The sequence below is a fragment of the Saccharopolyspora sp. NPDC050389 genome, assembly GCF_040655595.1.
Classification (GTDB): domain Bacteria; phylum Actinomycetota; class Actinomycetes; order Mycobacteriales; family Pseudonocardiaceae; genus Saccharopolyspora.
This window is the reverse complement of the sequence record NZ_JBFAKG010000042.1, coordinates 47,125-65,440: the sequence shown is the minus strand read 5'-3', so window position 1 is coordinate 65,440 and position 18,316 is coordinate 47,125. Positions and strand designations below refer to the sequence as shown.

Here is an 18,316-nt window from a genome sequence, read left to right as displayed (position 1 = left end):
GCTGCGCTGAGCTTGTGAAGGGTGTCTCCCGCTCGGCGGGAGACACCCTTCGACCGCTCACGACGCGGCGACCACCTCGGTGGATTCCAGCGACTTGAGCAGTTCGGCTTGGCGCCGGCGGTAGGTCGCGACGTTCGCCAGCTTGATCTCCTCGTAGCCGCGGACGACGTCCGGCAGTTCGGCCAGCTCCAGGACCGCCGGGTGCTCCGGCGTCGCCAGGGCCTTGGCGATCGTCGTCCGGTACTCGTCGACCAGTTCCCGCTCGACGCGGCGGACCTTGGCGTAGCCGAACGGGTCCAGGCGGGTGCCGCGGATCTTCCGCGCCGCGCGCAGCACCCGCAGCACGTTGCCGAACCAGGGGCCTAGGCTGATCTTCCGCTTCATGCCGAGCGCGCGGAGCACCGGCGGGTGCAGCCGGAACGCGAACCGGGAGCCCGCGCCGAACTGGGCTTCGATGTCGGCCAGCAGCCGCTCGTCGAGCGAGAGCCGGGCGACCTCGTACTCGTCCTTGTAGGCCATCAGCTTGTAGAGGTTGCGGGCCACCGCCTCGGTCACCGCGTCCTCACCGTGGCCGCGCACGTTCTCGACGAACTCCGCGTAGGCCCGCGCGTAGTTCTCGTCGTGGTAGTCGACGAGGTCGGGAATCCGGATGTCCAGCAGCCGCGCCAGTTCCGAGCCCTCTGCGGCCCTGACCAGCGCCCGTACTCGCCGCGCCGCCGCGCTGGGCTCGCGCGGCGCCGGCGGTGGCGGGGTGATCTCGGCCTGCAGCGCCTCCGGGGCCGCGATCGCCTGGCGGCCACGGCGGAACGCCTGGATGTTGGCCGCCACCGCCGTTCCGTTGAGCTCGATCGCGCGCTCGATGCTCTCGGCCGACAGCTGCAGCGAACCGGCCTGGTACGCCGCGCCGAGCTGCAGGATGTTGGCGAACTGGTCGTCGTCGAACAGCTGCTCGGCGAGGCCGCGCGCATCCAGGTAGAACGCCCGCGCGGTGGCGTCGTCGAGGGTGGCGCGGATGCCGGACTGCACCGGGAACGAGACGGCGGTGTCCACGACCATCCGGCCGGTCGGGACCTCGGTGGTGGACACCACCGCCGTCGTCCGGTCGGCGTCGGCCGCGGCGAGGTGCACCGGGTCGGCCGCCACCAGCAGATCGCAACCCAGGTACAGGTCGCATTCGCCGGCTGCCAGTTTCGGCGCCTGCGCAACGGGTTCCGCGGTGATCTTGAGGTCGGATACCACCGCGCCGCCCTTCTGCGCGAGGCCGATCTGGTCGAGCGTGCGGACCTGACGGCCGTCGATCACCGCCGCCGTGGCGAGGATCTGCGTGACCGTGACGACACCGGTGCCGCCGATGCCGGTGATGCGGACGGTGAAGTCACCGGTTCCGCGCCCGGGCTCGGGCAGCTCGTCGGCGCTGACCTCGCTGATCTCGCGGCGCACCGTGCGGCCGCTGGGCACCACGGACAGGAACGACGGGCAGTCGCCGGCCAGGCAGGAGTAGTCGACGTTGCAGGAGGACTGGTGGATCTGGGTCTTGCGGCCGAATTCGGTCGACACCGGCTGCACGGACAGGCAGTTGGACTTCGCGCCGCAATCCCCGCAGCCCTCGCAGACCCGCTCGTTGATCAGCACCTTCTCCGGCGGCGTCGGCTGCTTGCCCCGGCGGCGCTTGCGGCGCTTCTCGGCCGCGCACTCCTGGTCGTGGATCAGCACCGTCACGCCGGGCACGGCGGCCAGTTCTTCTTGCGCGTGCAGCAGATCGTCGCGGTGCCGGACCTCGACGCCGCGGGGCAGCTTGCCGGTCAGCCGCTTCGGCACGTCGCTGGTGATGATCACCTTGGCGACGCCCTCCAGCAGCAGCACCTCGGCCAGCCGCGCCAGCGGCAGAGCGCCGACCGCGTCCTGGCCGCCGGTCATCGCCACGGCCGAGTTGTGCAGCAGCTTGTAGGTGATGTTGACCCCGGCGGCGACCGCCGCCCGCACGGCGAGGCTGCCGGAGTGGGTGAAGGTGCCGTCGCCGATGTTCTGCACGAAGTGCTCGGTGCCGACGAACGGGGCCATGCCGATCCACTGGGCGCCCTCGCCGCCCATCTGCGTGATGCCGACGACGTCGCCGACCTGGTCGGCGTCCATGAACAGCGCCATCGTGTGGCAGCCGATCCCGGCACCCACCACCGTCCCGTCCGGCACCTTCGTCGACGAGTTGTGCGGGCAGCCCGAGCAGAAGTACGGCGTGCGCGCCAGCAGCGGGACGGCGATGCGCTCGCGGCGGCGGCGCTGCCGCCAGGCGTTGACCGGCTCGACCTCGCCGTGCACGGTCAGCCGCCCGGCCAGGCCCTTGGCGATGCGGTCCGGGTCGAGCTCGCCGAGCTCGGTGAACAGCGTGCCGCCGTCCGGGCCTTTCTTGCCGTGGACGGCCGGGGCGTCGGGGTGGCCGTAGAGGATCTCCTTGATCGCCGTTTCGAGGAACGAGCGCTTCTCCTCGACCACGACGATCTCGGTCAGCCCGGTCGCGAAGTCACGGATCTGGTGCGGGTCGAGCGGGTAGATCGCGCCGAGCTTGAGCAGCCTGATCCCGTAGCGGGCCAGCTCCGCGTCACCGAGGCCGAGCGCGCGCAGCGCCTGCCGGATGTCCAAATAGGACTTACCGGCCGCCACGATGCCGATCCGGTCCGCCGGGCCCGAGCGCACCACCCGGTTGACGCCGCTGCGCCGGAGGTACTCCACGGCCAGCGGCAGGCGCCGGTTGTGCAGGCTGTGCTCCAACCCGGCGAGCTCGGCGCCGAGCAGGCGGGCGCTGGGGCGGTGCGAGTACGGCTTGAGCTCGGCCGGGATCTCGGGCGCGGCCCAGTCCGGCGTCACGACCGCCGTGCCGGCCGCATCCGCGACGTTGGCGACCACCTTGATCGACGTCCACAACCCGCTGGCCCGCGACAGTTCCACCGCGTGCAGCCCGAAATCGAGCAGGTCCTGCGAGTCCGCCGGGTAGAGCACCGGCATCGCCAGGTCCGCGAGCGCCGCCTCCGAGGCCGCCGGAACCGTCGAGGACTTCGCGTTCGGGTCATCGCCGATCAACGCGACCGCGCCGCCGCGTGGATTCGTGCCCGCGAGGTTGGCGTGGCGCAGCGCATCGCTGGCCCGATCCAGGCCCGGCGCCTTGCCGTACCAGACGCCGACCACGCCGTCCGGGCGCTGCGTGCCGAGCCCTTCGGTGAGCTGGCTGCCCAGCACCGACGTCGCGGCCAGCTCCTCGTTCAGGCCCGGCTGGTGGACCACGTCGTGCTCGGCGAGCAGCTTCGCGCGGCGGGCCAACTCCAGGTCGAACCCGGCCAGCGGCGAACCCTCGTAGCCGGAGACGAATGCCGCGGTGCGCAGCTCGTGGCGGCGGTCGTGCCGGATCCGGTCGAACAGCAACCGCACCAGGGCCTGCACTCCGGTCACGTAGACGGTGCCCGACTCCTGGAGGTAGCGGTCGTCCAGGGTGAAGGCGGCCATTTCGAACTCCCTCGGTCGGGCACGCGGATCGTGATCGCCGCCACTTCAGCGGATGGCCTGTGTGGCGCACAACACCGAGACCCGAAACTGCGAGAAGCACGCAAACTTCGGTGGTGCAGACGGCGTCAGACGCCCGAATTTTGCGTAACATCGCGATCCATGGCCGACCCGACGCTCGACGCGACAGATCACGAAATCCTCGCTCTGCTGCACGAGGACGCGCGGCGGACGTTGTCGGACATCGCCGGCCGGGTGACGCTTTCGACGGCCGCCGTGAAGCGGCGGATCGACCGGATGGAGGAGGCCGGGGTGATCCGCGGGTACACCGTGCAGGTGGATCACGCGAAGCTCGGCTGGGCCGTCGAGGCGTTCATCGAGCTGCGGTTCCTGGGCACCAGCGGCGTGGACGAGATCATCCAGACGACGACCCGGATGCCCGAGGCGCAGGCGGTGTTCACGATCGCGGGCGACCCGGATGCGCTGGTGTGGCTGCGGGTCCGGGACATGGCGCACCTGCAGCGCACCATCGACGAGATCCGCCGGAGCCACCGGGTCACCAGCACCAAGACCCTGATCGCGCTGGACTCCTGGCAACGCGGTCGCCGCTGATCGGAACCTATTTCCAAACTCGTTTTGGGTGGCGGGTGCGGGTAGCGGCCCCCCTGCGGGATTTACCGTCGCCTTCTCGCTGTGGGATCCCCGACATCATGTATGCCCAATACACCACGTCGGGGCTGTCCTCGCGAGAAGACGCCTGAGAACCCGCGGCGGTGCGAGTTGCGTAGGTGGGCTAAGCGGCTGCGCCGCTTCAAAGACAAAAACCCCGCGCCCACCACATCCAAAACCGGGTTGCCATAGCGACACAAAGTACTCACGGACCACGTGACCAGGTGGCACGGCTTCGGGTCGCCGACTTCCGTTGGAATCGCGGATTCGGCGAGACAAACGGGCGTCGACCGCACATCCTGATCACATGGTCGGGGATCTTGAGCTGGCCGCCGTGCCGGCGCTGCTGCCCACCGGTCCGCCGGGCATCGAGATCCGGCTGGACGGGCTCGTCGTCGGCGACCTGGAGCTGCGGATCTGCCACGGCTGCCGGGTCGCGGTCGTGGAGCACATCCGCATCGACCGGCGCTGCCGGCGGCGGGGCCTGGCGACGCTCGCGATCGATCTCCTGCGGCGCACCTGGCCGGACTACCGGTGGAGCACCGCGCCGATCGAACGCAGCACCGAGGCGCTGGGCTTCTGGCACTCCCTCGACTGGCCCGGCCCGCTCGGCGAACCGGACGAGTGCCGCCACCTGCTCGCCTGAACCGCTCCGTCAGCTGGCGATGGCCGGCGGCCGGGTCAGGTCGTGGTGGGTGGCCCCGTGGGCGTCCTCGCCGATGGTGCGCTCGGCGAGGCTCCAGCGGAGTTCCTCGCGGTTGTGGCGGCCGGCCTGGCGGAGCAGCTGATCCAGGCGTCGCTGCGCGTCGTCGAAGCTGGCGTGCAGCGAGATGTGCCGCCGTTGCCCGTTGAACAGCGGAATCCGCGTGCCTTCGCCGTCCACGACGAGCACCCACACCGCCGCGGCGGCCCGGTCGGCGTTCATCCGGGCGCGGATCTCGGTGGTGCTGCCGGGCGCGGCGCCGAGGTGCTCGACGACATCCGTCACCGACGCAGCCAGGCCGAGGCGGCAGAGCTGCCGCGCCACCTGGAAGTCCGAGGCGCGCAGCTGCTCCGCGAGCGCGGGCAGGAACGTTCGCCGCCGCCAGCCCGCGATGAGCTCGCGCTCGTCGGTCGCGGCCCAGTACCGTCGTTCCTCGGCGGCGTAGTTCCGCAGCGCGACGGCTCGCCAGTCGTAGTCGGGATCTTCGGCGAGTTTCGCGCGCAGCCAGTCTTCCCGCGCCCGCGCGCCCCGCACGGCATCGCCGGGGATCAAGTACCGGAGCCGGCCCTCGACGGCGCGCACGCTGCGCTGCAACTCCGCGGCGATGTCCGCCAGGTCGTCCCCTTGCCGCAACGCGTCGATCAGCTGGGCGTAGTCGCTGTCGAACCAGTACTCGTTCTCACGACCGCCCGCCTGCGGTAATTCGCTCATGTATTCGAAACTAGCCGTCGCGCGCCGTGCCGAGTAAGGCCCAACAGTGCGACGAAATACCGCTGATCAGGCGGTTCCGCGTTGTGCCCCGCGGGTCACATGACGGTGCCGATGTGCCAGGGGACGAACTCCTCCTCGCCGTAGCCGAGGTCTTCGCTCTTGGTGTGCTCGCCGGAGGCGACGCGCAGGACGTGGTCGAAGATCTGCTCGCCGAGCGCCTCGACGGTGGTCTCGCCGTCGATGATGCTGCCCGCGTTGATGTCCATGTCCTCGCTCATGTGGTCGTAGAGCGGGGTGTTGGTGGCGAGCTTGAGGCTCGGGACGGGCGAGCAGCCGAACGCCGATCCGCGGCCGGTGGTGAAGCAGACGACGTTGGCGCCGCCCGCCACGATTCCGGTCACCGACACCGGGTCGTAGCCGGGCGTGTCCATGAACACGAAGCCGCGGTTGGTGACGGGCGCGGCGTAGTCGACGACGTCGCGCAGCGTCGTGGTGCCGCCCTTCGCGACCGCGCCCAGCGACTTCTCCAGGATGGTCGTCAGGCCGCCCGCCTTGTTGCCGGGCGAGGGGTTGTTGTCCATCGAACCGCCGTTCTTGGCGGTGTAGTCCCGCCACCAGGCGATCTTGTCCAGGAGCTTCTCGCCGACCTCGCGGCTGGCGGCGCGGCGGGCGAGCATGTGCTCGGTGCCGTAGATCTCGGGTGTTTCGCCGACGATGCCGGTGCCGCCGTGCGCGACGAGCCGGTCGACGGCGGCGCCGAGCGCGGGGTTGGCGGTGATGCCGGAGTAGGAGTCCGAGCCGCCGCAGTTGGTGCCGAGGATGAGTTCGCTGGCCGGAACCGTGGTGCGCTCGACCTTGTCGACCTCGGGCAGCAGTTCGGTGAGCCGGCCGACGCCCGCGCGGACGGTCTTGGTGGTGCCGCCGAGTTCCTGGATGGTGGCGGTGACCACCGGCAGCTCGCTGCGCAGCTCGACGTCCTCGGTGAGCTTGACGATCTGGTTGTCCTCGCAGCCGAGGCCGAGGACGAGGAATCCGGCGAAGTTCGGGTGCGTGAGGTAGCCGCGCATGACGCGGCGCAGCACGTCGATGCCCTCGCCGTCGGGGGCCATGCCGCAGCCGGTGCCGTGGGTGAGCGCGACGACGCCGTCGACGTTCGGGAAGTCGTCCAGCACGCCGGAGAACCGCATCTGCTGGGCGATGAGCTTCGCCGCGGTCGCCGAGCAGTTGACGCTGGTGAGCACGCCGAGGTAGTTGCGGGTGCCGACCTTGCCGTCGGAGCGGACGTAGCCCTGGAAGGTGGCGCGCTGGTCCGCGGGCAGGAGCGCTTCGGGCTGGGCGTCCACGGCGAACTCGTAGGCCCGCTCGAACTCGCGGTATTCGAGGTTGTGCAGGTGGATGTGCTCACCGGCGGCGATGTCCCGGCCCGCGAAGCCGATCACCTGCCCGTACCGGCGCACCGCGCTGCCCGCCGCGATGTCGTGCACCGCCACCTTGTGCCCGCGCGGCACGTCCGCGCGCAGCACGACCGCGCCGCCGCCGACCCTTGTTTCGGCGCCCGCGCCCAGGTCGGCGCCGGCGATGGCGACGTCGTCCTCGTCGCGCAGGTGGATGAGGGTCGGAATGTTCGGCATGCCCGCTCCATGTCTGGTATTTCGAACACCGGTTGATATACCGTATTTGCGGCTCGTGTTCGGTGTCAACGGCACGGGCGTCCGCCGCCGGTGCGCCGGAAATCCCGGATCTGCGCCTTGACCTCCAGTGAGGTCGAATTGCCAGGCTGTGGGCATGAGCGAAAACGCGAAAGGCGAGTGGCAGATCGAGGCAGTTGACGTCGACGGCTACCTGGCGCGGATCGGTCACCCGCGGGTCGAGCCGTCGGCGGCGGCGCTGCGGTCGCTGCACGAGGCGCACGTGCGCGCCATCCCGTTCGAGAACATCGACGTGATCCTCAGGCAGCATCCCGGGGTCGCGTTGGCCGACATCAACGACAAGCTCGTCCGGCGCGGCCGCGGCGGCTACTGCTACGAGCACGCGCTGCTGTTCGCGGCGGTGCTGGAGAACCTGGGATTCGACGTGCAGCGCCGGATGGCGCGGACCCGGCCGCGGCAGTTCGGTTTCCGGACCCACGCGATGCTCCGGGTTCGCGTCGACGGCGTCGACTACCTGGCCGACGTGGGCTTCGGCGCGAATCTGTTCTCGCCGATGCAGTTCCAGGACGGGGCGTTGTTCGACCAGGCCGGCTGGAAGCACCGCCTGGTCCGGGAAGGCGCGCTGTGGACGCTGGAGATCGAGACCGCGGAAGGCTGGGAGGCGCTGCACTCCTCCGACGAGACGCCGCAGCACATGGCCGACTACGAGGTGGCGCACCACTTCATCTCGACGCATCCCAGGTCGCCGTTCAGCCGCAAGCCGGTCGTCATGCGGCTGGATCAGGGGCTAAGTCGCCGCCTGGTCGGCGACGAGCTCACGGTGGAGCGCCCCGGCGGTGATGTCGAGGTCACCAAGATCTCCGCCGACCAGCTGGAATCCGTCCTGCGCGACCTCGACGTGGTGCTCAGCGACGCCGAGTTCGACGCGCTCCGGGCGCAGCACGGGTCCACTGTGGATAGCTCGATTTGACTTCGAGTAATGTCGAAGTTTCAGGATGGCCTGGCAAGCCAGTCATCCTGAAGGGAGAACGACAATGTCCGAAGACCTGTTGCGACTGGGCATCATCGTCGGCAGCACCAGGGAGGGCCGCTTCGCCGGGACGGTGGCCGGTTGGTTCGCCGGCCTGGCGAGGCAGCACCCGGAACTGGACGTCGACGTCATCGACCTGGCCGAGCTCACCCTCCCCGCGGTGCACCCGGCCAGCTACACCCCGCAGCTGACGGCCTACACCGACCGGCTGGCCGCCGTGGACGCGTTCGTGGTGGTCACCCCGGAGTACAACCACGGCTACCCGGCATCGCTGAAGTACGCCATCGACACCGCCAACGAGGAGTGGCAGGCCAAGCCGGTCGGATTCGTCTCCTACGGCGGGATTTCCGGTGGCCTGCGGGCGGTCGAGCAGCTCCGCCAGGTCTTCGCCGAGCTGCACGCGGTGACGGTGCGCGAGACCGTGAGCTTCCACGGCGTCTACGACTGCTTCGACGAGTCCGGCAACCCCAAGGACGACACCGGCCCGGCGGGCGCCGCCAAGTCGATGCTGGACCAGGTCGTTTGGTGGGCGCGCGCGGCGAAGGAGGCCCGGGCCCGGCGTCCGTACCGCTGAATCTCGGCCAGACGGCCCCTTGTCGTGGCTGCCGGGGCGCGCGAAGCTACCTGGCAGCGGACGACTGCCGTCGTGGAGGGGCGATGTGGTGGTTGCGCGTGTTCGGCACCCTGGTCACCATCGTGGTCGTCGTGCTCGGCGGGTTGGGCCTGCAACCAACCGGAACGCTGTCGGTGCCGATCGCCGAGCCGCCCCCGCCACCACCGCCGCCCGAGCCGCCACCTCCGCCGCCGGTCGGGCCGCCGGTGCTCGCGGTCAAGGTGGACAACTCGCCGCCGGCCCGCCCGCCGACCGGGATCGGCGCGGCCGACGTCGTCTTCGTCGAACCTGTCGAGGCGGGAATCAGCAGGCTGATAGCGGTTTTCGCGTCGAACCGGCCGGCGGTGGTGGGCCCGGTGCGCAGCGCCCGGCAGACCGACCTGCGCCTGCTGCCGCAGTTCGGGCATCCGACGCTGGCGTTTTCCGGTGCGGCACCGGAACTCCTGCCGGAGATCGGGCGGGCGCCGCTGAACGACGCCTCGCAGGCAAGCGCGCCCGGCGCCTACTTCCGGGGGCCAGGTCAGGCTCCGCACAACCTCTTCGTGCGCCCGTCCCGGCTGCCGGCGGGCGCGGGTTGGGCGCCGAACGCCCAGCTGCTGTTCGGCGCGGCCCCTCCCGGCGGCGTGCCGGCCGACCGGGAGGAGGTCGCCTACCGCGCCGCGCGCGTGAGTTTCACCTGGTCGCCGGGTGATCGGCGATGGCTGGTGTCGATGGACGGCCGCCCGTACTCGGCGACCGACAGCGGCCGGCTCGGCGCGAGCACGGTGGTGCTGCAGGAGGTCCCGGTGTCGTCCTCGCCGTTCCGCGACGTGGTGGGGAACGTGTCGCCGTTCGCGGAAACCGTCGGTGAAGGGCGCGCGCTCGTGCTCCGCGACGGCCTGTCGTTCGAGGCCCGCTGGTCCCGGCCGATCCCGGAGGCCGGCACCGCCTACACCACACCGGCAGGCGAGCCGATCCCGTTCGCGCCCGGCCAGATCTGGATCGCCCTGGTCCCGGTCTAGGCCGGGGCCGTGAGTCTTTTGGGCTGCTATGGCAACCCATAAGACTCACGGCCCCGGATCGGCGCGGATTTCCCTGCGGATCAGGCGAATTCGAGCAGTGCGTGGACCGGCAGGTGGTCGGACGGGAAGTAGCCGTCGCGGCGGTAGGTGTTGATCGCGACCCGCAGCGCCCGGAAGCGGTCGTTGTGCAGCAGCCAGTCGATCCGCTCCTTGCCCTCGACCGGTTCCTTGTATCCGCCGAAGGTGCCCCACGCCGGGGTGAGCCGCTCGGCGGCCGTCGCCCAGCTGTCGGCCAGCCCGCCGCCGGTCAGGATCCGGAAGGATTCCGACGTTTCGGCCGGCGTGTTGAAGTCGCCGGTGAGCACCACCGGCAGCGCGGCGTCGAAACCGGCGATCCGGTCGCGCACCAGTTGCGCGCTGCGGCGGCGGGATTCCTCCGACTGGTGGTCGAAGTGCGTGTTGACGTGGACGAATTCGCGGCCGGTCCGGCGATCCAGGAAGCGCACCCAGGTGACCATCCGGATCACGTTGTTGCCCCAGCTCTTGGAGCCGATCACGTTCGGCGTGTCGGAGAGCCAGAAGTGGTCGTAGTCCAGCGGCTCGACCCGGCGGGTGTCGAAGTAGATCGACATGAACTCGCCGCGGCCGCCGCCTTCCCGGCCCAGCCCGATCCAGTCGTAGTGCTGCGGGAGGTCCGACCGCACCTCCTTCACCTGGCTGTACAGCGCTTCCTGCACGCCGAGCAGGGTGGGCTGCTCGGTGTTGAGCAGCTCGGCGAGGATCGGGCGGCGGGTGGTCCAGGCGTCGGGGTTCGGCGGCGCGGCCTTGGTGTCGAGGCGGATGTTGAAGGTCATCACGTGCAGCCGATCGCCGCGCGCGGGCCCGATCAGCGCCTTGCCGCCCGGCTGAGCGACCGCCTGACCGCCGGTGCCGAGCACGCCGGCGACCGCCGCGACTCCGGCCATGCCGAGAACTCCCCTTCGGGTAACACCTGACACTGCTGCCTCCTCGATCGTCTGACCGCGATCCTCGCCGCCCACGACCCGGAAATGGTTGACCGGAAGGCGAACATTGCCGGAATTCCGCGGCAGGTTGCCGGTGTGACCTGATCGGCGACCGCCGCCCGTTGTCGGTGGCCGTGGCTAGGCTCGTGCTCATGAGCGATCGCCGCCTGCTGCTGGTTCACGCGCACCCCGATGACGAGTCCACCGCCACCGGCGCCACGATGGCGCGGTACTGCGCGGATGGCGCATCGGTTTCGTTGGTGACCTGCACGAGCGGGGAGCTCGGCGAGGTGATCGTCGACGATCTCGCGCACCTGCGCGGCAATCCCGACGCGTTGGGCGAGCACCGGCGCGGGGAGATCCGCGCGGCGCTGGCCGAATACGGCGACGTCCGGCACCACTGGCTCGGCGGGCCGGGCCGCTGGCGGGACAGCGGCATGGCGGGCGAGTCCGGCAACGACGCGGACGGCTCCTTCGCCCAGGCCGATCCCGCGGAGGTCACCCGCGCGATGGTCGAGATCCTGCGCGCGGAGCGGCCCCAGGTGGTGATCACCTACGACGAGTTCGGCGGCTACGGCCACCCCGACCACATCGGCGCGCACCGCTCGGTGATGACCTCCATCGACCCGGCGGCCGACCCGGACTACGCGCCGGAGCTCGGCGAGCCGTGGCAGGTGTCGAAGGTGTACTGGACGACGCTGCCGCGGTCGATCCTCAAGCAGGTCGAGGAGGCCGGCGTCGAGGGCTTCGAGCCGTACACGGTGCCCGACGAGGAGCTCACGGCGATGATCGACGGCCGGGCCTTCCACACGGCCAAGACCGCCGCCCTGCGGCACTACCGCAGCCAGGTCAACCTGGACGACGGCGGGTTCTTCGCCGGCCTGGTGGCCCGCCCGGAGTTCGCGATGGAGCACTACCTGCTGGTCCGCGGCGAACGCGGCCCCGGAAACGGCACCTACGGCTGGGAATCCGACCTCTTCGCGGGCCTGGCCTGACCGAAAAACCGGCGCCCGCAACAGGAACCGCGGCTAGCGCCGAAAGTTCCCAATTTCAGGCAAAATCGGACGGTTCCTTCGGGAAGTCCGTGCGCTGGTTCCGGGAATCTCCCGATTTAGGCAAAATCGGGAGATTCCCGGCCTGGCGAGGCTCTGCGAGGGTGCGGGGAAGGTCCCGATTCCTTTCGCCGCTGCGCGGTTACCGGGTCGTGCGGCGTTCGTCGTCCGGGATCGGGGCCGGGTGCGCCGGCCAGGGGCCGAGATCCGGGAGCGGGCCGAGCGGGGAGCGCTGCGGCGTCCGGCCCGCGAGCCAGGTCGCCAGGTCGCGGGCCCGGCCGCTGATCTCGGGACGCCCGTCGGCGTCGCCGGTCGACCACCGGCGCGGGCCGTCGGTCTGCCGCATGGCGATGCCGCCCGGTAGCCGGGGCAGCAGGAAATCGACCGCGTGGCAGGAGAATTCGTCGCTCCACTCCTGCGGGCCGACGCCCAGGTCGAGATCCACCAGGTGGATCCAGATCTCCCGCCAGCGCATGTGCACGAGCCCGCCCAGGTCGCCGTTGCGGAACCGGACCGGGCGCGCCCAGTCGTCGGCCGAGGCTTGCGACCACACCGCTTCCAGCGCGGCGGAGTGCCGGGCGATGGCGGACCGGTGTTCGTCGGCGCTGCTTCCGGCGAGCCCTTCGATGATCGCGTCGCGCTCGGCCTGCCCGCCTTCGTAGGCGTCGACCAGCTCGCCGCGCAACGCGAGCTCGGAGACCCGCGCGAACGCTCGCGCGTTGTCGGTCAGGTGGGCCAGCACGTGGCCCCGGCTCCACCCGGGGAGCAGCGACGGCGCGGCGACCTGATCATCGGTCAACGTGGCGAGCACCTCGAGGAGGCGCCGGTGGCCCTGGGCGACAGCAGGCAACGGAGGCATCACGCGCCAGGATCCTAGACCCGTCCCGCTTCGGGACGCCGTCAGTGCGAGTTGTAGGTCTTGTACGCCGCGACGAGCTGGGTTTCGGCCTCGTCGAAGTACTCGTCGAGCCGGTCGGCCGCCGCTTCCATCGAGCCGCCGGTGATCAGGTCCGCGATCGCCCGGTTGAGCGCCAGGTAGGGCTGGTGGAACTCCTGCGGGCGGGACATCACGTGGAACGCCAGGCGCAGCTCGGCCAGCAACTGCCGCATCGTCTCGTTCACCCGCGGACTGGCGGCCAGCGCCGCGAGCGCTTCGTGGAAGCGCATGTTCGCGGTGCCGACGTCGCTCCACCGCTCGTCCTCGGCCGCCCGCTCGCCGTCGGTCACCGCCCGATCCACGGCCGCCACCAGCTCCGGCGCGGCGGTGCCTGCCCGGCGCACCGCACTGGTCTCCAGCAGCCTGCGGATCCGGTACAGGTCGATGACGTCGTCGGCGCTGAGCACTCGAACGAACACGCCGCGGTGGAACTCGTGCACCAGCAGCCGCTCGTGCACCAGCAGCCGGAACGCCTCGCGCAGCGTGTTGCGGGACACCGCCAGCGCCTTGCCTGCGGTTTCCTCGGACAGCCGGATGCCAGGGGCGAGTGCGCCGTCGATGACGCGCTGCCGCAGCACGTCGGCGACCCGTTCGGCCGTGCTGGTGCGGTCCAGCAGCGATCGGTCGGCCGTAAGCAGTTCCGCCCACGGGTCCGCGGTGGTCAATCGAGCTCCCAACGACGCGCCCAGCAGTTGATCTGAGTGTAACGAGACAGCTCCAAAAGAGGTATTGCAGAATTGTTCAACAATTCACTATCTTGGCCGGAACCGCCGCTCCCGCGGCGCGAACGCGAGACCCCCGCCACCGGCGACCGGCCGGTGTTCTGAGTTGATCGGAGGTGCCATGGCTCAGACGACCACGGCCGACGGCAAGTCGTCGGCGGCGAAGCGCAGCACCCTGCTGGGTGCGGTCTTCCTGATGGCCACCAGCGCCATCGGCCCCGGCTTCATCACCCAGACGACGCAGTTCACCATCCAGCTCGGTGCGGCCTTCGCCTTCGCCATCCTGGTGTCGATCCTGGTCGACATCGCGGTGCAGCTGAACGTGTGGCGGGTCATCGGCGTCTCCGGCATGCGGGCGCAGGACCTGGGCAACCGCGTGGTGCCCGGCCTGGGCTACGTGATGGCCGCGCTGGTGGTCTTCGGCGGCCTGGTGTTCAACGTCGGCAACATCGCCGGCACCTCGCTCGGCCTCGACGCGCTGTTCGGCCTGGACGCCAAGATCGGCGGCACCATCTCGGCCGTCATCGCCATCGGGATCTTCCTGAGCAAGAAGGCCGGGGTGGCGATGGACCGCATCGTCGTCGTCCTCGGCGTGGTCATGATATTGCTGACCGCGTTCGTCGCGTTCTCCTCCCACCCGCCCGTCGGGCAGGCCCTGGCCCAGGCGGTGTGGCCGTCGGAGGTCGACTTCCTGTCCATCACCACCCTGATCGGCGGCACCGTCGGCGGCTACATCACCTACGCCGGCGCGCACCGCCTGGTCGACGCCGGGGTGACCGGCCCGGAGCGGATCGTCGACGTCAGCCGCAGCTCCGTCGTCTCGCTGCTGGTGACCGGCGTGATGCGGCTGGTGCTGTTCCTCGCGGTGCTCGGCGTGGTGGCCGGCGGCGTCACGCTGGCCTCGTCGAACCCGACCGCGGAGGCCTTCCACCACGCGGCAGGCGAGGTCGGCCTGCGGCTGTTCGGGATGATCCTCTGGGCCGCCAGCATCACCTCGGTCGTCGGCGCCGCCTACACCTCGGTGTCGTTCCTGGTGACCTTCTCGTCGAAGCTGGCCCGCGCCCGCAACTGGCTGGTCGTCGGCTTCGTGGCGGTGTCGGCGGTGGCGTTCCTGCTGTTGAACCAGGCGCCCACGACGCTGCTGGTGCTGGCCGGCGCGCTCAACGGCCTGATCCTGCCGGTCGGCTTCGGCGTGCTGATGTTCGTGGCGGCCAAGCGGCGGGATCTGCTCGGCGGATACCGGTACCCGCGCTGGCTGCTGGTCGTCGGTGTGGTGGCCTGGTTGCTGACCTTGTACCTGGGATTCAACGCGCTCGGCGGCATCGCCGCGCTGTGGAAGTGAGGTGGGCATGGACCTCAACTCGGACCTCGCGGAGGGCTTCGGCCGCTGGGAGCTCAGCGACGACGAAGCGCTGCTGCGGATCGTCACCAGCGCGAACGTCGCCTGCGGCTACCACGCCGGCGACGCCACGGTGATCCGCCAGGCCGTCGAGCAGGCCGCGAAGCTGGGCGTCGCGGTGGGCGCCCAGGTCAGCTACCGGGACCTGGCCGGGTTCGGCCGCCGGTTCATCGACGTGCCGCCGGTGGAGCTGGCCAACGACGTGATCTACCAGATCGGCGCGCTGGCCGGGTTCGCCCGCGTCGCGGGCACCGAGGTCGCCTACGTCAAGCCGCACGGCGCGCTCTACAACGCGATCGTGCACCACGCGGACCAGGCGGCCGCTTTGGTCGAGGCGGTGCGCGCCTACGACCCGTCGCTGGCGGTGCTCGGGCTGCCCGGCTCCGAGTGGCTGGCCCGGGCCGAGCGCGCCGGGCTGCAGGTGTTCCGCGAGGCCTTCGCCGACCGCGCCTACATGCCCGAGGGCACCCTGGTGTCGCGCCGCGAACCCGGCGCGGTGCTGCACGATCCGGACGTCATCGCGGACCGCTGCGTGCGGTTGGCCGTCGGCGAGCCGATCAAGGCCATCGACGGCTCCGACATCAAGATCGACGCCGATTCGATCTGCGTGCACGGCGACAGCCCGGGCGCGGTGGCCATCGCCGAGGCGGTGCGGGACCGGCTGGTGGCCGGGGGAGTGACGTTGGAGCCGTTCACCTCGCGAGGTCTGTGATGCGTTTCCTGCGGTGCGCCGATTCGGGGCTGCTCATCGAGCTGGCCGATCTAGAAGCCGTGCAGGCGCTTTTCGCCGTACTCGCCGAGAACCCGCCGGAGGGCGTCACGGACCTGGTCCCGGCGGCTCGGACGCTGCTGCTGCACCTGGATCCGCAGCGCGCCAACATCGGCGCGATCGAGGCGGCGGTGCGCGCGGTCGAGCCCCGCGACGGCTCGCGTGCCAGCGATGATCTGGTGCAGGTGCCGGTGGTCTACGACGGCGCCGATCTCGCGGAGGTCGCGGAGCTGACGGGCCTGACCGAGCGCGAGGTGGTGCATCGGCACACGACTGCGGAGTGGACGGTCGCCTTCGGCGGGTTCGCACCCGGTTTCGGCTACCTCTCCGGCGGCCCGGCGGAACTGGTGGTGCCGCGCCGCACTGAGTCGCGGACCAAGGTGCCGCCCGGTTCGGTCGGCCTCGCGGGCGCGTTCAGCGGCATCTACCCGCGCGAATCGCCCGGCGGCTGGCAGCTGATCGGGCGCACCGACCTGGAGATCTGGCGGGTCGACCGTGAGCCGCCTGCGCTGCTGCGGCCCGGCGTGCGGGTGCGCTTCCAGGAGGTCGCATGAGCTGCCTGGAAATCCTGGCCACGGGCCCGCTCGCGACGATTCAGGACCTCGGGCGGCCCGGCCTGGCCGGCATCGGCGTGGGCCGTTCGGGCGCGGCCGACGGCGGCTCCTTCCGGCTGGCCAACCGGCTGGTCGGCAACGACGAGGGCGCCGCGGCCATCGAGGTCACGTTCGGTGGGCTCGCGATCCGCGCGACCCGCGACCTCACGGCCGCGGTGACCGGCGCGCCCTGTCCGATCACTGTGGACGGTCGAGTCGCGGCGGTGAACTCGGTGCTGCGGATCCCGGCCGGTGCCGAGCTGCGAATGGGTGTGCCCGGTCGCGGGCTCCGCAGCTACCTCGCGGTGCGCGGCGGCATCGCCGTCCCGCCGGTGCTCGGCTCCCGCGCCACCGATGTGCTCGCCGGGCTGGGGCCGGAGCCGTTGGCCAGCGGCGCGATGCTGCCGGTCGGCCCGCCGCCCGACCGGTTCCCGCAGGTGGACGTCGCGCCGGTGGAGGCCTGCCCAGCCGACGAGATCGTGCTGCGCGTGGAGCCAGGACCGCGCCACGACTGGTTCGTCGACGACGCCCTGACCACCCTGGTCAGCAGGCCGTACGAGGTCACGGCGGAAAGCAACCGCATCGGCATGCGGCTGGACGGCCCGGCGCTGGAACGAAGCCGCACCGAGGAGCTGCCCAGCGAGGGCATGGTCGTCGGCGCGCTGCAGGTGCCGCCGTCGGCGCGGCCCACGCTGTTCCTCGCCGACCACCCGGTGACCGGCGGCTACCCGGTGATCGCCGTGGTGGCCGCCGCCGACCTGGACGCGGCCGCCCAAGCGCGACCCGGGCAGCGAATCCGTTTCCGCTTGAAAAGCGGTTTCCAAACTCGTCTTCCGTAGCGGTGCGGGTGGCGGCCATCCCTGCGGGAGTTACGGCCGCCGCCTCCCAATTGCGCGGTGCTGGGGCTGTCCTCGGCAGACGACGTCTGAGAGCCCGCGGCGGTGCCGGTTGCGAGGTGGGCTAAGCGCCTTCGGCGCTTCAAAAACGAAGAACTGGCGGAGTTCAACGGCTCAAGTAGGGAGAATTCGATGACGCAGCCGCAGGCGATGTCGCCGGAGCAGGCCCGCGCGGAGTTCCGCGCCGGGCTGCGCGTGCCCACCTCGGGTTACAGCGCGGGTTGGACGCAGGCGAACCTCATCTCGCTGCCCCGCGAGTACGCCTACGACTTCCTGCTGTTCGCGCAGCGCAATCCGCGCTCGTGCCCGGTGCTCGACGTGACCGAGCCGGGCGAGACCAGCATGTCGATCTTCGCCGGCGACCTGCGCACCGACCTGCCCGCGTACACCGTCTACCGGGACGGCGAGCTGGCGGAGGAGCGCGTCGAGGTCGCCGACCTGTGGCGGGACGACCTGGTGTCGTTCCTGATCGGCTGCAGCTTCACCTTCGAGGCGGCGTTGCTGGAGGCCGAGGTCCCGGTGCGCCACATCGAGGCGGGCAGCAACGTCCCGATGTACCGGACGAACCGGGAATGCCGCCCGGCGGGCCGGCTGGCCGGGCCGCTGGTGGTGTCGATGCGGCCGGTGCCGGCGGAACTGGTGTCCACCGCGGTCCGCGTGACCTCCCGCTACCCGGCGGTGCACGGTGCCCCGGTGCACATCGGCGCGCCGGAAGCGTTGGGAATCAACGACATCGACCGGCCCGACTTCGGCGACGCGGTGGAGATCCGGCCCGGTGAGATCCCGGTGTTCTGGGCCTGCGGGGTGACGCCGCAGGCGGCGGTGATGCGGTCCAGGCCGCCGTTCGCCATCGGCCACGCGCCCGGCTACATGGCGATCACCGACGCCCGGGACAGCCGTTTCCTGGTCCCGTGACCGACGCCTCGCGGACCGGGCGAAGCGGCGATTTCGCGCGAAATCGCCATCCGGGACATCCCTTGCGTGCGGTCCCTTAGTCCGAAAAGCACACCTCCTGCCCTGGAGGTTCGTGCATTCTGCGGTGTCCGCCCTCCTTTTCGGACTGTTGACTCCAAGCC

Annotated in this window: 16 protein-coding genes and 1 pseudogene; 11 read left to right on the top strand and 6 right to left on the bottom strand. The window is 70.8% G+C overall.

Annotation, left to right across the window (positions count from 1 at the left end):
- Positions 1-57 precede the first annotated feature (57 nt).
- Positions 58-3,498: pseudogene (locus AB0I53_RS26210) on the bottom strand (indolepyruvate ferredoxin oxidoreductase family protein); the annotation flags it as partial.
- 156 nt (positions 3,499-3,654) lie between these two features.
- Here AB0I53_RS26210 and AB0I53_RS26205 point away from each other — a divergent pair.
- Positions 3,655-4,104: an Lrp/AsnC family transcriptional regulator gene (locus AB0I53_RS26205; RefSeq protein WP_358608103.1), complete on the top strand. Its 450-nt coding sequence runs from the start codon at positions 3,655-3,657 to the stop codon at positions 4,102-4,104.
- Positions 4,105-4,468: 364 nt separating this feature from the next.
- Positions 4,469-4,807 carry a hypothetical protein gene (locus AB0I53_RS26200; protein ID WP_358608100.1) on the top strand — a complete coding sequence of 113 codons (339 nt, stop codon included), beginning with the start codon at positions 4,469-4,471 and terminating at the stop codon, positions 4,805-4,807.
- Positions 4,808-4,816: 9 nt separating this feature from the next.
- Here AB0I53_RS26200 and AB0I53_RS26195 read toward each other — a convergent pair whose 3' ends face one another.
- Positions 4,817-5,575: a hypothetical protein gene (locus AB0I53_RS26195; protein WP_358608097.1), complete on the bottom strand. Its 759-nt coding sequence runs from the start codon at positions 5,573-5,575 to the stop codon at positions 4,817-4,819.
- A gap of 95 nt (positions 5,576-5,670) precedes the next feature.
- Positions 5,671-7,206, bottom strand: coding sequence for an altronate dehydratase family protein (locus tag AB0I53_RS26190; protein WP_358608094.1), 1,536 nt, complete (start codon positions 7,204-7,206; stop codon positions 5,671-5,673).
- Between the two features lie 154 nt (positions 7,207-7,360).
- Here AB0I53_RS26190 and AB0I53_RS26185 point away from each other — a divergent pair, with 154 nt between their 5' ends.
- The 3 genes from AB0I53_RS26185 (at position 7,361) to AB0I53_RS26175 (ending at position 9,868) form a co-directional block, all read left to right on the top strand.
- Entirely contained in the window at positions 7,361-8,194 is an 834-nt protein-coding gene (locus AB0I53_RS26185; RefSeq protein WP_358608091.1) for an arylamine N-acetyltransferase, read from the top strand.
- 64 nt (positions 8,195-8,258) lie between these two features.
- Complete coding sequence (locus AB0I53_RS26180) at positions 8,259-8,828, top strand: NAD(P)H-dependent oxidoreductase (RefSeq protein WP_358608088.1); 570 nt, start codon at positions 8,259-8,261, stop codon at positions 8,826-8,828.
- 83 nt (positions 8,829-8,911) lie between these two features.
- The gene (locus tag AB0I53_RS26175) at positions 8,912-9,868 is read left to right on the top strand and encodes a DUF3048 domain-containing protein (protein WP_358608085.1); all 957 of its coding nucleotides are present in this window, start codon (positions 8,912-8,914) and stop codon (positions 9,866-9,868) included.
- A gap of 80 nt (positions 9,869-9,948) precedes the next feature.
- On the opposite strand, the gene AB0I53_RS26170 is transcribed toward AB0I53_RS26175, so the two are convergent.
- Entirely contained in the window at positions 9,949-10,881 is a 933-nt protein-coding gene (locus AB0I53_RS26170; RefSeq protein ID WP_358608171.1) for an endonuclease/exonuclease/phosphatase family protein, read from the bottom strand.
- 161 nt (positions 10,882-11,042) lie between these two features.
- On the opposite strand from AB0I53_RS26170, the gene mshB reads away from it, so the two are divergent.
- The gene (gene mshB / locus AB0I53_RS26165; protein WP_358608168.1) at positions 11,043-11,867 is read left to right on the top strand and encodes an N-acetyl-1-D-myo-inositol-2-amino-2-deoxy-alpha-D-glucopyranoside deacetylase; all 825 of its coding nucleotides are present in this window, start codon (positions 11,043-11,045) and stop codon (positions 11,865-11,867) included.
- Positions 11,868-12,066: 199 nt separating this feature from the next.
- Here the strand turns inward: mshB and AB0I53_RS26160 are convergent, their stop codons facing one another.
- Complete coding sequence (locus tag AB0I53_RS26160; RefSeq protein ID WP_358608165.1) at positions 12,067-12,783, bottom strand: maleylpyruvate isomerase family mycothiol-dependent enzyme; 717 nt, start codon at positions 12,781-12,783, stop codon at positions 12,067-12,069.
- A gap of 41 nt (positions 12,784-12,824) precedes the next feature.
- Positions 12,825-13,526: a GntR family transcriptional regulator gene (locus AB0I53_RS26155; RefSeq protein WP_358608082.1), complete on the bottom strand. Its 702-nt coding sequence runs from the start codon at positions 13,524-13,526 to the stop codon at positions 12,825-12,827.
- 178 nt (positions 13,527-13,704) lie between these two features.
- On the opposite strand from AB0I53_RS26155, the gene AB0I53_RS26150 reads away from it, so the two are divergent.
- The 5 genes from AB0I53_RS26150 to AB0I53_RS26130 all read left to right on the top strand — a co-directional run bounded on the left by AB0I53_RS26150 (position 13,705) and on the right by AB0I53_RS26130 (position 18,155).
- Positions 13,705-14,925 (top strand): NRAMP family divalent metal transporter, encoded by a 1,221-nt coding sequence (locus tag AB0I53_RS26150; protein WP_358608079.1) that lies wholly within the window; start codon positions 13,705-13,707, stop codon positions 14,923-14,925.
- A gap of 7 nt (positions 14,926-14,932) precedes the next feature.
- Positions 14,933-15,694 (top strand): 5-oxoprolinase subunit PxpA, encoded by a 762-nt coding sequence (locus AB0I53_RS26145; RefSeq protein ID WP_358608076.1) that lies wholly within the window; start codon positions 14,933-14,935, stop codon positions 15,692-15,694.
- The gene (locus AB0I53_RS26140; protein ID WP_358608074.1) at positions 15,694-16,305 is read left to right on the top strand and encodes an allophanate hydrolase subunit 1; all 612 of its coding nucleotides are present in this window, start codon (positions 15,694-15,696) and stop codon (positions 16,303-16,305) included. Before AB0I53_RS26145 ends, AB0I53_RS26140 begins: the two co-directional genes overlap by 1 nt.
- Positions 16,302-17,183, top strand: coding sequence for a biotin-dependent carboxyltransferase family protein (locus AB0I53_RS26135; protein WP_358608071.1), 882 nt, complete (start codon positions 16,302-16,304; stop codon positions 17,181-17,183). Before AB0I53_RS26140 ends, AB0I53_RS26135 begins: the two co-directional genes overlap by 4 nt.
- A gap of 189 nt (positions 17,184-17,372) precedes the next feature.
- Positions 17,373-18,155, top strand: a complete 783-nt coding sequence (locus AB0I53_RS26130; RefSeq protein ID WP_358608069.1) for a putative hydro-lyase — start codon at positions 17,373-17,375, stop codon at positions 18,153-18,155.
- Positions 18,156-18,316: the final 161 nt, after the last annotated feature.